Below are 13,880 nucleotides of genomic sequence, written 5' to 3' on the forward strand. Positions count from 1 at the left end.
AGGATGAATTAAATTCATGCATAACCATTTTCTTTTCATTAGAAGTAGATGACTATCACAAATACAATCAGTTCAATTTCTTTTTGGACGATGAATATCATGCTGCTTTCAATTTTATATATTATTGGCATTACTGCAGAAGCAATGACCGGTGCATTAGCAGCAGGTAAACGCCACATGGATTGGTTTGGGGTAATGCTGGTTGCAAGTGCTACTGCAATTGGTGGCGGCACGGTACGAGATATTTTACTCGGTCACTATCCACTAGGTTGGGTAGCTCACCCACAATATTTAGTGATCACGTGCGTTGCAGGGATTTTAACTACCTATTTTGCCCGTTGGGTAGTTCGTTTTCATAAAGTGTTTATCTTGCTCGATGCTATCGGCTTAATCGTTTTTAGTATTATTGGATGCCAAGTTGCAATGACAATGGGGCTTTCTCCAATTATTTGTGTTGTTGCGGCGGTAGTGACAGGCGTATTTGGTGGTCTGCTACGTGATATGATCACTCGCCGTAAACCTATGGTGCTACATAAAGAGCTTTATGCATCGGTCGCATTTATTGCAGGTATTATGTATTACGCCATGTCGTATATAGGTATCCATCCTGATATCACCACACTCATTACTTTAATTACAGGTTTTAGTCTACGCATGGCTGCTGTCTATTTTAGCTGGAGCTTACCTGTGTTTGAGTTTAAAGAAGAAACCTTCCACTAAAGCTCAACGTATTATTAGATAAAGCAAAGCCACGCTGAATACATCAAGGCGTGGCTTTTATATATCAATTAGTTTATTTGGTTAAATCTTCGGTGTATCGGTAGCAACATCTGCGTTTTGACCACGATGACGTAATAGATGATCCATTAAAGTAATCGCTAACATGGCTTCAGCAATAGGTACCGCACGAATGCCAACACATGGATCGTGGCGACCTTTCGTCACAACTTCCGCTGATTCACCCTGCTTAGTAATGGTTTCACCAGGAACCGTAATACTTGATGTTGGCTTAAGCGCAATATGTGCCACAACATCTTGACCAGATGAAATACCCCCTAAAATGCCACCAGCATGATTAGTTTTAAAACCTTCCGGTGTCATCGCATCACGGTGTTCGCTTCCACGTTGTTCAACCACATCAAAGCCATCACCAACTTCAACACCTTTTACCGCATTAATACTCATTAAAGAGTGCGCAATATCGGCATCCAAGCGATCAAAAACGGGTTCACCTAAACCAACAGGGACATTTTGCGCAACTACGGTAATTTTCGCACCGATTGAGTCGCCTTCTTTTTTCAGCTTACGGATCAATTCATCGTAAGCTTCAACTTTATCGATATCAGGGCAGAAAAAGGCGTTTTGCTCGATTTGCTCCCAATCTACTTTATCTATTTTTACGTCACCCATTTGTGATAGGTAAGCGCGTACTTCAATGCCATGTACTTGCTTTAGGTATTTCTTTGCCACAGCACCTGCAGCAACACGCATTGCCGTTTCACGAGCAGATGAGCGACCACCGCCACGATAATCTCGTACCCCGTATTTTTGATGGTAAGTGTAATCAGCATGTCCTGGACGGAATAAGTCTTGAATATTCGAGTAATCTTTAGAGCGTTGATCGGTATTTTCAATCAAGAGACCGATAGATGTGCCCGTTGTTACACCTTCAAATACGCCAGATAGAATTTTCACTTCATCCGGTTCGCGACGTTGCGTGGTATATTTTGATGTTCCCGGACGACGGCGATCCAAGTCATGCTGCATATCAGCTTCAGTTAATGCGAGTCCCGGTGGGCAGCCATCTATAATACAGCCCAGCGCCAAGCCATGGCTTTCGCCAAATGTGGTGACGCGAAATAGTTGTCCAATCGTATTTCCTGCCATTACTTCCTCTGTGATATCTCTATGCTTACATGCATTTTTAATTTTTACTAATACAGACATAGTGCAAAGTTGTCCGATAGATTGCAAGAACAAGTGTACAAATTGCCGCCAGTGCCATCTTTCCAAAACAAAAAAAGCGACAGGCTTTCACCTATCGCTTTTATTTAGCTCTTTAAATTAGAGGTTAAGCTGTTGCTAATGCTCGTTCAGCCTTCGCTTTACGTACTTTCTTAAGTGTTACCGCAACAAGAGCAGTAACGACCATACCTGATGCCATACATAATAGGGCAAGAACCGGTTTGTTCATCGCACCCAGTAGAGCAACAACTGGACCACCGTGTGCTACGCTGTTGGTAATACCGAAAGAGAACGCCATCACTGCAGCAACCATACTACCTAACACGTTTGCTGGAATCACCGACAGCGGATCTTGCGCTGCAAATGGAATTGCACCTTCAGAGATACCTACTAAGCCCATTGCACCTGCCGCTTTACCGGCTTCAACTTCTGATTGCTCAAAGATATTTAACTTACGACCAAGTACTGTTGCTAAGCCCATGCCTAAAGGAGCGACTGGAATAGCACATGCCATTGCACCCATGAACTGTGTATGACCGTTTGCAATCATACCAACAGAGAACAAGAACGCGACTTTGTTAAAGGGACCGCCCATATCAAAGCCAGCCATACCACCCAGTACAATACCGAGTAATACTACGTTACCTGTGCTCATTTCAGTAAGCATGCTGTTCATGCTATCCATTAATCCAGCGATTGGCGCACCAATAACGAAGATAAATAAGCTAGCGATAAACAAGGTACCCGTAATTGGCGCAATAAGAATCGGCACTAATGGCTGCACCATCTTATGGTAATTACGTGTTGCAACCCAGCGAACGAAGTAACCCACCAGCAAGCCTGCAACAATGGCACCAATAAAGCCAGTACCCGCACTTGCGTCATAAAATGAACCGTTATTAGCAATCCAACCACCGATAAAACCCGGTGCTAACGCAGGACGGTCGCCAATCGCAAAAGCAATGTAACCCGCAAGAATTGGGATCATTAAAGTAAACGCAACAACACCAACATCGAGCACTTTTTGCCATAAACTACCCGCAGGGATCTGCATACCGGCATCTGTTGGTTGACCACCAATGGCCAGTGATAATGCGATTAACAAACCACCGGTAACTACAAACGGGATCATGTGCGATACACCGTTCATCAAATAACGATATAAGTTCGAACGGGTTTGCGCGACTTTGCTTTCGCTCGAATCAGAGGTGTCATCACCATCAGCTTCATAAGCTTTCGCTACTAATGCTTGTTGAATAAGACCTTTTGCATCTTTAATTGGCGCTTTTACGCCAGTTTTAATCAGTTTTTTACCAGCAAAGCGAGCCATATCGACTTGCTTATCACAGCTAACCACTATCGCTTCTGCACGAGCAATTTCTTCAGCTGTTGGGGAGTTTTTGACACCAATTGAGCCATTAGTTTCTACTTTTACTTCATACCCAAGCTCAGTACCGGCTTTTTCTAATGCTTCAGCGGCAAGGTAAGTATGAGCAATTCCAGCAGGACAGCCAGTCACACCAATGATCAAACCTTTCGTTTGAGCTTGCGTAACGGCTTGCTCTTTTTCTTCAAGCAATAAGGCTAAGGCTTCTTTTTCAGTCTTAGCGGCTAAGAACTTCTCAACAAAACCATCTTCAATCAACTTTGATGAAAGTTCAGCTAAGACTTCAATATGATGGTTATCGCCGTTATCAGGTGATGCGATCATGAAAAACAGTTGTGATGGTTTGCCGTCTTCTGCGCCGTATTCAATACCGGCACGGCTAACACCAATCGCTACCGCAGGCTGTGCAACGGCTGCACTTTTCGCATGAGGGATAGCGATCCCTTCTTCAAATCCTGTATTGCCTAATTCTTCACGTGCTTTTACATCAGCAATGAATTGCGTTTTATCAGCCACGCGCCCTTGCGCTGCCAATATTTCAGCCATTTCATTAAACACGTCATCTTTGGTTTTCGCCTTAAGATTAAGGTTAATTAAGCTTTCGTTGATCAAGGAAGTGATCATGTTCTATCCCCAAGAATTATTTTTATCGCCCATCACACTGCGCTTGATGGATTTGAGTATGGGAATATTGTCTAGTGTTTGGCTGCTTCAAAATAGAGCATAGAAAAGGCTTTAACTGGATAAATGTAACCTTAGAACAAGGATGTGAACTATCACACATTTTACTCAAACATCAATAAACTGATAGGGTAAAGATTAAAATCTTTTTTTATCAATCAATTAAGGTTAAATTAAAGTTTAAACATATACAAAAACCTATAGCGATAAATTTTTATTAACTAGAAATAACACACATCCGACATTCCATCTCAGCCTACTTTTAGTGAAAGACTTCACACTATCAAAAATAAAAAAAGCGACAGAATATTCTGTCGCTTTAAATAAGTGCTAGGACGTTAGATCTGCTTAGTTGTAGGCGCGGGCAAAAGTACCAACACAAGTGACTTGATACTGCTCAGTATAAGCCGGAATAAACACTGACTGACCTTTCTCTATTTCAACACTATCACCATTACTATGAGTCAATGTTACAGGTGCATCAATAGCAAAAACGATTTCAGCACTATTCACCGTAAGACGAATATTGTCTACTTGCTTGTAAACACTGAACTTAAAATCAGGAACAGGGATAGCGTAATGTAAACCATTTTCTGCTTGTGTTGGGGCTAATAGCAATGAATCAAACGCCATTGGCGTAAAATAGGTGTTTGCAACGAGCTCAGGTACATCCATGTATTTTGGCGTTAAACCAGCGCGCAATACATTATCGGAGTTCGCCATGATCTCTAAACCCGTACCTTTAATGTAGGCATGTGGCGTACAGGCACTCAAAAACATCGCCTCACCCGGTTGAAGGGTTAATACATTTAACATTAACGGTGCAAATAAACCGATATCACCAGGATATTGCTCAGCTAACTCTGATAATAAAGCAAACAATGGCTGATCTTTATGTGCTTCACTGTAAGCCAATAATGCGTTTACCGCTGAAGCTTTTTGCTCACCTTCTAGCGATAACATTGCCGCAAAGAAATCACGTAAGCCCGCTTCCGTTTGATTTACATTAAATGCAGCGACTAGCTCACTAATAGTCGTAATTTCAAGTGCATTGAACTGCGCAGCAATATCTTCAATTTGGCGGAAACCATTCATCGCTTGGTACGGCGTTAACGCAAAGACTAACTCTGGCTTGTGGTTTGGATCTTTGTAATTACGGTTCGCCGCATTACGCGCAATGCCCATTTGCTCTTCTTTCGCAAAGCCGACTTCTGCTTGCTGCTTATTTGGGTGAACCTGAATAGACAGTGCTTTTTCTGCCGCTAACACTTTAAATAAATACGGCAGCTCACCAAATTGTTGCTGGGTTTGCACACCAATGATCGCATCCGGATCCGTTGCAATAAAGTCAGACAGCTTTACCGCTTTTCCCTGCATTTCAATTTCAGAGCAGCCATTCGCATGAGCGCCCATCCATAATTCTGCTTGTGGTTTCGCTTCAGGGTTTGCGATACCAAACAAAGATTCAATCGAGGTTTTACTTCCCCATGCATAATCTTGAATCACGTTATTCATTTTAAAAAACACAGGACGGTGAATTCCAGCCATATTCATTCCTAAATTTATTATCGTTGTGCATCGATGAAGATAAAATCGTATTCCACTTAGCAAATCTGAAAAGAACTAAGAGGAATGCCATTTAAGCAATGCTAAATGTTACATAAGTCAAAAAGTGGTACATCAATCAGATCACCATAAGCCCTTATTCGATATAATCCATTAAGTGAGTTATGTTTTACGAAATATTGCTCTGTACTATAACAAAAATAGCCATAAATATTTATTGCTAACTCACAATTCCTCACAACATTGGGCGACTTAACGCAAATTATGGATACCGTATTTCTTAATCTTATTGATTCTATTCTCGAAGAACGAGAAAGCTTTAACCATATTTGGTTTGCTAATGATCACACCACACCGCCACAATTTAGTTACCAAGTGAATTTCCCTCGTCTTGAACTCGTGCTTAAAGGCGAATATGTGAATCAATTAGAAGACGGTGAGTATGGCATTCGAGATATTAACTTAATGCTGGGTGATGCTCTGTATATTCCACCGAACTGTTGGAATAAACCCAATTGGGATACGGAATGCTCGGTATTGAGCCTACTGTTTGGTAAAAGACAAATTGGTTTCAGTTTAGTCAGCAAAAGCAAAGACAATCCTCACTTTTTTGATGTGCAAAAACACTCAATCCAAGCCGCGACAGGACATGCTATTGATCCTATTTTATCGGCATTGAATATGCTGGCAAAAGAGCCAACGAAAAAACCAATGGATGAATACCTATTGTTAGCGCTCCTCAGCTATAGCCGCTCTATGCTCAATACCCCAGATAGAGTGAAAAAAAATCGTTGTGAAGATCTTTATCAAGGGATTTGTATTTATATTCAAGAGAATTTTCACCGCGCGATCAGCCGAGAATCTATTGCTCATCGTTTTAACATTACCCCCAATCACCTCTCGCGCTTATTCAGACAACAGGGACATATGCGATTAGCAGATTACATCTGCTGGGTACGGTTAGAACGCGCAAAATTTATGCTCAGGAAATACAATTTTCGTTTAGCAGAAGTAGCAACCCGATGCGGGTTTCAAGATATGAATTACTTCTGTCGGGTATTTAAAAACAAAACAGGCCGTACACCAACTGAATATCGTAGCCTTTAATCAGACGCTAGCATCGCCTCAATGATCAGCGCTTGTATAACATTACTATCAGAAGCTTGGCGTAAAGCATCTGCATAACGATCTTGTAGTAGTCGCTTTGAAAACCGAGAAAAAGCCATGAGTACAGAACGCGATAAGGGCTTAGGTAATACCATCATCAATACCTTGCTTACATCTCCTCGTGCGCTGTGCCAATTCATTTGCTGACAACAAGAAATCACCATCGCAGGCTGAGTAATAGGTTCTATCATCACATGGGGCATCGCAATACTATTGTCCATTACAGTAGCAGAAATACTCTCACGTTTTTCTATCGCAGCTAACACCTCTTGATAATCATCGACTTTAATCACTTTTTCATCCACCAGCGAGCGCGTCATCGTTGCTAATAATTGTGCTTTATTATCGGCTTGAATCTGTTTTGGCGTGATAAAAGACAGAGGAAAATCCAGCATTGTCATACGCTGTTTTAAAATAGCATTTCCCTTACTATCGCTCGATGGCAACAATAACGGACAAGCATATTCGTGAATAATATCAGTCAGCACCAATAGGGCTAATTCAGCATCCACGCCTGTAATAACGAGCTGACACAATTGATAAGGCTTACTTGCAAGCGTTGAAACGCGCAGAGGCTTGGTTACCGATTCAGATCGTAACAATTGCAAGTTAAACACCTGCACATCGGCAGTAAAATAGCTGGCGAGCTTTTTCAATTTGTCTAACTGATAAAGGGGTAATCCACTATGACCACAATAGAACGTAAGGCGCCTTTCCAACATCGTAATGCTCTGCTATTGGGTAATTAATTGCTGGCAACGTTTTAGCACAGCTTCTGGATCAACCAAGACCTCTTCAATAGTAACACAATGGATTTTACTGCCTGTGAATCGGCTACGCTGCTCTACTTCAATATCTGAAGCAATCAAGGTTAAATCTGCTTTAGCTATATCTTGCAGTGTTAACTGATCTTCAATCCCCATCGCACCTTGGGTTTCAACGTGGATCTGAATTCCCATTTTATGAGCCATTTTATTTAGCGCATCTGCTGCCATGTAAGTATGGGCGATCCCCGTAGGACAAGCTGTTACAGCAACAATTTTCATGCTCTTTCCTTATCAATATCATCGCGAGTAACGACTACAAATAAAAACGCCCTTTAAACTATCTACTCTGTCTAGAGAATGTATAGAAAACTAAAGGGCGTTATTTATCTATTTAAGTGTATTAATCTTCTCTTTTAGATTTCCACTTTTTGATGCCAGTACTTTTACCACCAAAACTTGGTTTTGAATCACGATCTGAAGGACGCGCTGGACGACGATTATCATTACGTCCCTGACCACGCTGTTGGCGCGCTTCACCACCTTCTTCATTGCGGCGATTTTGACGCTGACCACCAGGACGACGAGTAAATTCCCCCGTACCACTGTAGGTTTTAAACGCTTTTTCTTGAGCACGCTTTTCATTACGCGCTTCTTGCTGGCGGTGATCGTAAAGTTTCGCATCGGTGGCTTTAGCAATTTTACGACCTTCAGCATCAACTTTTGATGCTTCTTCAGTACCTGATGATTGTGCAATTAAACGGTTAATTTCACCGATTTCATCATCAGTTAAGTAACGCCACTTACCATTAGGTAAACCATCAATAGTGATGTTCATAATGCGTACACGGCGAAGTTTATACACTTCATAACCAAGCGCTTCACACATACGACGGATCTGACGGTTCAAACCTTGAGTTAGCACAATACGGAAAGAGAAATTCGTTTCTTTCGTTACCTTACAAGGTAGGGTTACCGTATCTAAGATCTCAACACCTGATGCCATTTTCTCTAAGAATTCTGGCGTGATCACTTTATCAACACGGACTACATATTCTTTTTCGTGAGAGTTACCCGCACGTAGGATCTTATTAACGATGTCGCCATCATTCGTTAAGAAGATCAAGCCATCTGATGGCTTATCTAAACGACCAATAGGGAAAATACGCTTGCGGTGACCAATAAAATCAACGATGTTACCTTCGATATGACGTTCGGTGGTACAGGTGATCCCAGTTGGCTTATTTAGCGCGATATAAATTGGACGCTCTTTGCTACGAAGTGGCTTATCATCAATAAGCACATCATCGTTATCCATTACTCGTACGCCCATCTCTGGTTTTTGACCATTGATAGTGACGCGTCCCTGATCAATTAGCTTGTCCGCCTCACGGCGTGAGCAATAGCCTGTATCACTAATGAATTTATTAAGACGAACCCCTTTTGGGCTCTGCTGTTCAGTTGGATTCTGTGACATGGTTTTCTTCTATAAAGGGCTTTAGGACGATCAGGGTAAAAACTGCAAACGTGCAGTTTAATTACTCGATAGTTATCTATGCAGAAGTTTAACTGATTGCTCACTAAAGAGGTAGTCGCCGTAAGCTTGCACCGATAAAAAGGTAAATAAAAAGGCGACAAGGTTTATCCTTATCGCCTCTTATTAAGCTAACTCTTTAATAGCATTCTCTATAAATAGATCATCTATTTAGGTAAATCACCATGGCTAATACGCCCTGTGTAATCATGTTGCAGCTCTTTTTCTAACAAGCTTTCGACATAACCCGGTGATTTCGTCTTACCAGCCATTAAACGGTACATTGCAGGAATAACAAACAAGGTCACTAAGGTCGCGAACGCCATACCGAAGAACACCACTGTCCCCACAGAGATACGGCTTTCAGCCCCCGCTCCCGTCGAGATAATCAGCGGAATTGCGCCAAATAAAGTCGTAAATGCAGTCATCAATATTGGACGAAGACGACGTACTGACGCATCAATGATCGCTTGTTCAAACTCAACACCTTTATCACGCAATTGGTTAGCAAATTCTACAATCAGAATACCGTTTTTAGTTACCATACCAATAAGCATGATCATACCAATTTGACTGTAGATATTGAGCCCTTGCCCCATTAACCATAACCCAGCTAAGCCACCGAAGATCCCCATAGGAACTGTCAACATCACCACCAGCGGGTTTACAAAGCTTTCAAACTGCGCAGCAAGAACTAAGTAAGCCACTAGCAAAGCTAAACCAAAGACAATGGCAATACTGCTTTGATTGTCTCTAAAGTCTTTCGACTCTCCCGCATAGTTAATAGTTATATCCGATGGCAACTTCTCTATCGCTTGTTGATCCAAGAAATCCAACGCTTCCCCTAAGGTGTAACCTTCAGACAAATTCGCCGTTAACGTGATCGATTTCTGTTTCTGGTTATGGCTAAGCTTCTGCGCTGAAGCGACTTCATCAATCGAAGCTACGGTATCAAGCGTGACAAGTTGACCATTTTTCGCTCGTAAATAAATCTGACTAAGATCAGCAGAGCTATTAAAGCGATTCTCGTCACCACGCAGGTAAACATCGTATTCTTCACCACGCTCAACAAAAGTAGTTTCACTTCGTCCGCCCAACATCACTTCCAATGTTTCTGCAATATCTGAAACTGGAATACCTAAATCCGCCGCACGTTGACGATCAATATTAACCATTAACTCAGGCGTCGTTTCTGCATAATCTAAATCAACCCCTTCCATCATTGGACTGTCTTCTGCAATGTGTTTTAGCTCCGAAGCCCACTTAAACAACTCTTGATAATCAGAGCCACCGAGCACAAATTGAACTGGCTCAGAAGAACCGCCGCGAAAGCCTGGCATAATTGGAATAACACGCACATCAGGAATCCCCGTTAGTGCTTTACTCACCATGCCTAATGCTTGTTGTGCCGACACACTGCGATCTTGCCAATCTTCTAACTGCATGATCACAAAGCCTGTTTGATCTCCTGCTCGACCACCAAACGCGGGTGATTGAATACTGACAGATTTCAATACGCCTTTGCCCAACATTGGCAGCAAACGGCTTTCAACTTCATCCATATTGCCGATCATACGGTTATAACTAGTACCTTCTGCACCTTTTACAAAGGCAAACAATACACCGCGATCTTCTTGTGGCGCTAATTGAGCAGGGATCACCTTCATCAACGCGGCACTTGCGCCAATACACGCTAATACAACAATCGGTGCGATAAAGCGTTTTTTAACCGCAAACGTAACACCTTTGCGGTAGACATTTTCAAGCTTATCAAACTGACGATTCACCCATAGGTTAAAGCGAGTTGGTTTTACATTGGCTTTTAAGATTTTACTCCCCATTACAGGCGTTAAAGTTAACGCAATTAATGATGAGAAGATGACCGCCATCGCAAGCAATACTGAGAACTCAGTAAATAAGCGCCCTACCATACCTTCCATAAAGGAAATCGGTAAGAACACCATCACCAGTACCGCTGTGGTCGCAATCACCGCAAACCCCACTTCACGGGTACCTTTAAAAGCGGCAAGCAATGGTGATTCACCGCGCTGCATGTGATGGAAAATATTCTCCACCACCACAATGGCATCATCGACCACCAACCCGATAGCAAGAATTAATGCCATTAAGGTCAGCAAGTTGATTGAAAATCCAAAGAAATACGCGGTAATAAACGCTGAAATTAACGATACTGGCACTGTTACCGCTGGAATTAAGGTTGCGCGTGCTTGTCCAATAAAGACATAAAGCACCAAAATAACCAAAGCACCCGTGACTAATAACGTGCTGTACACTTCACTGATTGAGCGCTCTATAAATACCGTCGCATCATAATCAACCGTTAAACTTGTCCCTTCAGGTAAGAACTTCTGCATTCTCGCGACTTCTGCGCGAACATCTTTTGCCACTTCTAATGGGTTAGCATCAGACATAGTGACAATACCCAAACTTAAGTTAACGACCCCGTTGCTTTTAAAGGTTGAATTTTCGTTTTCTGCACCAATCGCAACATCAGCCACATCTTTGAGGTAAATAGGCGTACCATTTTCTGTCGTTCTAACCGTTAGATATTTAAAATCATTGGCCGTGCGATACAAACGAGCCGTTCGCACAGCCATCACAGTTTGGTCATTACGTACTTCACCACCGGGTAATTCGACGTTTTCATCACGTAACGCGTCAATAATATCTTTGGTGGTAACGCCACGACCTGCCATTAATTCAGGTTTCAGTTTTAGGTACATCACCTTATACAGGCCACCACTTAAACTGACTGAACTCACCCCATTAATTAAACTGAAACGATCTTCTAATACCCGCTGGGCGTAATCCGTTAACTGCGTACGATCCATCTCTGATGAGGATAAATTGATATAAACGGCAGGCTCACCTGAACCATTGTCTTTCGACACAATAGGATCGCTCGCATCATCTGGTAGACGTCGTTGAGCACGGGCAACCGCATCACGCACATCACTGACACCTTCAGTAAGGTCCCAATCCATCGAAAATTCAATCGAAATACGTGACATGCCATTTCGTGTTATCGAGGTGATGTTGTCAATGCCACTAATACCTGACAACTCATCTTCGATCGGAGTAGTAACTTGGCTTTCCATTACCGTCGCTGATGTGCCGTCATATGTAGTCATCACGGTAACAACAGGGCTTTCTACATCAGGCATTTCTCTTATGGCTAATTTAGAGAAAGACACCACACCAAACACACACAGCAATAAGCTTAAAACAATGGCAACAACAGGGCGTTTAACCGAAATGTCTGATAACCACATTAGCTACTTGCTCCATGCTGTGAATCATTCTTTGTTGCTGTTATATCCGAAACTTTTATTCCATCTCGCATATTCACTAATCCTTGAACAACAATACGATCGCCAATCTCTACCCCCTTATTAACGACCACGGTATTATCAATACGGGCACCAAGCTCCACTTCAGTTCGATGGACTTTTTGTTTATCGTCAACAAGGTAGATAAAGCGTTTAGTTCCTGAGTATTCAATCGCTTGAACTGGAATTACCGCTTTAGGTTGTGGGACAAAACCTATATCTGCAGCTAACAGCATCCCAGGCTTCAGTGCATTATCTTTGTTATCAAATACCACTCGAACTTTGATATTTAAAGAATCGGTTTGAACACGTGAATCAATCGCTTGTACTTCACCATTAAACACACGATCAGGCCATGCTTGGCTTGTTGCGACAACTTTCATTCCCGGTACAAGGTGTGAGAGATATTGTTCAGGAACAGGAATGTCTAATCGCATTGTCGAAAGATCGTCAAACGTCAACAGTTCCACGCCTTCAGCAACACGATGACCTTGGCTGAAATCAAAGAGTCCAACTGTGCCATTAAAAGGCGCACGGATCATATGATCATTAAGCTCAGCACGCGCCGCTTTTAAACGAGCTTGAGCGATATTGACACTGGTCGTCTGCGCATCAATTTCCGTTTGAGTAATAGCACCACGTTTCACTAAGCGTTTAAATTCGTTTAATTTACGTTGCTCGTCATTGAAATAGGCTAGAGCTTCATCAAAAGCCGCTTTTGCTTTGTCATCATTAAGTTGAATTAATAGCGTGCCTTTTTGAACACGTTGATTTGGTTTAACCTCGATGTTTTTAATCTGTGCAGATGTTTCTGCTGCAATATTTACAGAGTGCTCAGCTTGCAACTTTCCAGTTAAAGAAAGTGATTGAGCGATAGGCATAGAAGAGACCGTTCCCGTCGTGACACTCACAACACGGCTTGATCGCGCATCCTTCTTTTCTTGCGCAGCATGAGAGGTTCCCTGAAAGTAGAAGTAACCACCAGATAACACTGCAGTTACTAATACTGCTACGGCCATTTTTTTCATTATCAACACACCATAAATAATCCTGCCGCAATCATATCTGAATCTACGGTTTAGCAACGTCAAGAAATGTAAATATAAGCAACAATTGGTAATCTGATGAAAATTCAGGCAAACACTCAGTATTTAAAAGAAAAGTCTTTACAGGATCCGAATGTTTGCTATTATCCGCCCCGCACTTGTGGTGGGGTTCCCGAGTGGCCAAAGGGAGCAGATTGTAAATCTGCCGGCACTGCCTTCGAAGGTTCGAATCCTTCCCCCACCACCATCTAATTTGAAAAGCTGTCGCCACTGACGTCTTTTCTGGCGAAAGCCAAATAATAAGCAATACCCCGTGGTGGGGTTCCCGAGTGGCCAAAGGGAGCAGATTGTAAATCTGCCGGCACTGCCTTCGAAGGTTCGAATCCTTCCCCCACCACCATCTAATTTGAAAAGTTGTCG

The 13,880-nt window shown here is 42.3% G+C and carries 10 protein-coding genes and 2 tRNA genes; 4 read left to right on the plus strand and 8 right to left on the minus strand.

Going from position 1 to position 13,880, the window contains the following annotated elements:
• The first annotated feature begins 99 nt into the window (after window positions 1–99).
• Window positions 100–720 (plus strand): trimeric intracellular cation channel family protein, encoded by a 621-nt coding sequence (locus C9J46_RS13585; protein ID WP_107206460.1) that lies wholly within the window; start codon window positions 100–102, stop codon window positions 718–720.
• An 81-nt stretch (window positions 721–801) separates the two neighbouring features.
• Here C9J46_RS13585 and aroC read toward each other — a convergent pair whose 3' ends face one another.
• The 3 genes from aroC to manA form a co-directional block, all read right to left on the minus strand.
• Window positions 802–1,887: a chorismate synthase gene (gene aroC, locus C9J46_RS13590; protein ID WP_107245724.1), complete on the minus strand. Its 1,086-nt coding sequence runs from the start codon at window positions 1,885–1,887 to the stop codon at window positions 802–804.
• A gap of 184 nt (window positions 1,888–2,071) precedes the next feature.
• A complete protein-coding gene (locus C9J46_RS13595; protein ID WP_107287205.1) occupies window positions 2,072–3,976 on the minus strand; it encodes a fructose-specific PTS transporter subunit EIIC in 1,905 nt (634 codons plus the stop codon).
• A gap of 405 nt (window positions 3,977–4,381) precedes the next feature.
• Window positions 4,382–5,581 carry a mannose-6-phosphate isomerase, class I gene (manA, locus tag C9J46_RS13600; protein WP_107287206.1) on the minus strand — a complete coding sequence of 400 codons (1,200 nt, stop codon included), beginning with the start codon at window positions 5,579–5,581 and terminating at the stop codon, window positions 4,382–4,384.
• Between the two features lie 282 nt (window positions 5,582–5,863).
• Between manA and C9J46_RS13605 the strand changes: the two genes are divergently transcribed.
• Window positions 5,864–6,706, plus strand: a complete 843-nt coding sequence (locus C9J46_RS13605) for a helix-turn-helix transcriptional regulator (RefSeq protein ID WP_107291051.1) — start codon at window positions 5,864–5,866, stop codon at window positions 6,704–6,706.
• Here the strand turns inward: C9J46_RS13605 and C9J46_RS13610 are convergent.
• The 5 genes from C9J46_RS13610 to C9J46_RS13630 all read right to left on the minus strand — a co-directional run bounded on the left by C9J46_RS13610 (window position 6,703) and on the right by C9J46_RS13630 (window position 13,442).
• Window positions 6,703–7,488 (minus strand): PTS sugar transporter subunit IIA, encoded by a 786-nt coding sequence (locus C9J46_RS13610; RefSeq protein ID WP_107291052.1) that lies wholly within the window; start codon window positions 7,486–7,488, stop codon window positions 6,703–6,705. The two genes, C9J46_RS13605 and C9J46_RS13610, sit on opposite strands and share 4 nt — an antisense overlap.
• Before the next feature lie 12 nt (window positions 7,489–7,500).
• Window positions 7,501–7,812, minus strand: a complete 312-nt coding sequence (locus C9J46_RS13615) for a PTS fructose transporter subunit IIB (RefSeq protein ID WP_107206025.1) — start codon at window positions 7,810–7,812, stop codon at window positions 7,501–7,503.
• A gap of 121 nt (window positions 7,813–7,933) precedes the next feature.
• Window positions 7,934–9,007, minus strand: a complete 1,074-nt coding sequence (gene rluF, locus C9J46_RS13620; protein ID WP_107206024.1) for a 23S rRNA pseudouridine(2604) synthase RluF — start codon at window positions 9,005–9,007, stop codon at window positions 7,934–7,936.
• A gap of 224 nt (window positions 9,008–9,231) precedes the next feature.
• Window positions 9,232–12,357: a multidrug efflux RND transporter permease subunit gene (locus tag C9J46_RS13625; protein ID WP_107291053.1), complete on the minus strand. Its 3,126-nt coding sequence runs from the start codon at window positions 12,355–12,357 to the stop codon at window positions 9,232–9,234.
• Window positions 12,357–13,442, minus strand: coding sequence for an efflux RND transporter periplasmic adaptor subunit (locus tag C9J46_RS13630; RefSeq protein WP_107245715.1), 1,086 nt, complete (start codon window positions 13,440–13,442; stop codon window positions 12,357–12,359). Before C9J46_RS13630 ends, C9J46_RS13625 begins: the two co-directional genes overlap by 1 nt.
• 180 nt (window positions 13,443–13,622) lie before the next feature.
• On the opposite strand from C9J46_RS13630, the gene C9J46_RS13635 reads away from it, so the two are divergent.
• Both C9J46_RS13635 and C9J46_RS13640 read left to right on the plus strand, forming a co-directional pair.
• A tRNA-Tyr gene (locus C9J46_RS13635) sits at window positions 13,623–13,707 on the plus strand.
• A 68-nt stretch (window positions 13,708–13,775) separates the two neighbouring features.
• Window positions 13,776–13,860, plus strand: a tRNA-Tyr gene (locus C9J46_RS13640).
• Window positions 13,861–13,880: the final 20 nt, after the last annotated feature.

Source organism: Photobacterium sp. GB-36, from assembly GCF_003026135.1.
Classification (GTDB): Bacteria; Pseudomonadota; Gammaproteobacteria; order Enterobacterales; family Vibrionaceae; genus Photobacterium.

What these genes read in the sequence shown, in the direction of transcription:
- C9J46_RS13585 (WP_107206460.1), top strand. Translation starts at nt 100, where the DNA reads ATGCTGCTTTCAATTTTATATATTATTGGCATTACTGCAGAAGCAATG.
- aroC (WP_107245724.1), bottom strand. Translation starts at nt 1,887, where the DNA reads ATGGCAGGAAATACGATTGGACAACTATTTCGCGTCACCACATTTGGC.
- C9J46_RS13610 (WP_107291052.1), bottom strand. Translation starts at nt 7,488, where the DNA reads ATGTTGGAAAGGCGCCTTACGTTCTATTGTGGTCATAGTGGATTACCC.
- C9J46_RS13625 (WP_107291053.1), bottom strand. Translation starts at nt 12,357, where the DNA reads ATGTGGTTATCAGACATTTCGGTTAAACGCCCTGTTGTTGCCATTGTT.
- C9J46_RS13595 (WP_107287205.1), bottom strand. Translation starts at nt 3,976, where the DNA reads ATGATCACTTCCTTGATCAACGAAAGCTTAATTAACCTTAATCTTAAG.
- manA (WP_107287206.1), bottom strand. Translation starts at nt 5,581, where the DNA reads ATGGCTGGAATTCACCGTCCTGTGTTTTTTAAAATGAATAACGTGATT.
- rluF (WP_107206024.1), bottom strand. Translation starts at nt 9,007, where the DNA reads ATGTCACAGAATCCAACTGAACAGCAGAGCCCAAAAGGGGTTCGTCTT.
- C9J46_RS13615 (WP_107206025.1), bottom strand. Translation starts at nt 7,812, where the DNA reads ATGAAAATTGTTGCTGTAACAGCTTGTCCTACGGGGATCGCCCATACT.
- C9J46_RS13630 (WP_107245715.1), bottom strand. Translation starts at nt 13,442, where the DNA reads ATGAAAAAAATGGCCGTAGCAGTATTAGTAACTGCAGTGTTATCTGGT.
- C9J46_RS13605 (WP_107291051.1), top strand. Translation starts at nt 5,864, where the DNA reads ATGGATACCGTATTTCTTAATCTTATTGATTCTATTCTCGAAGAACGA.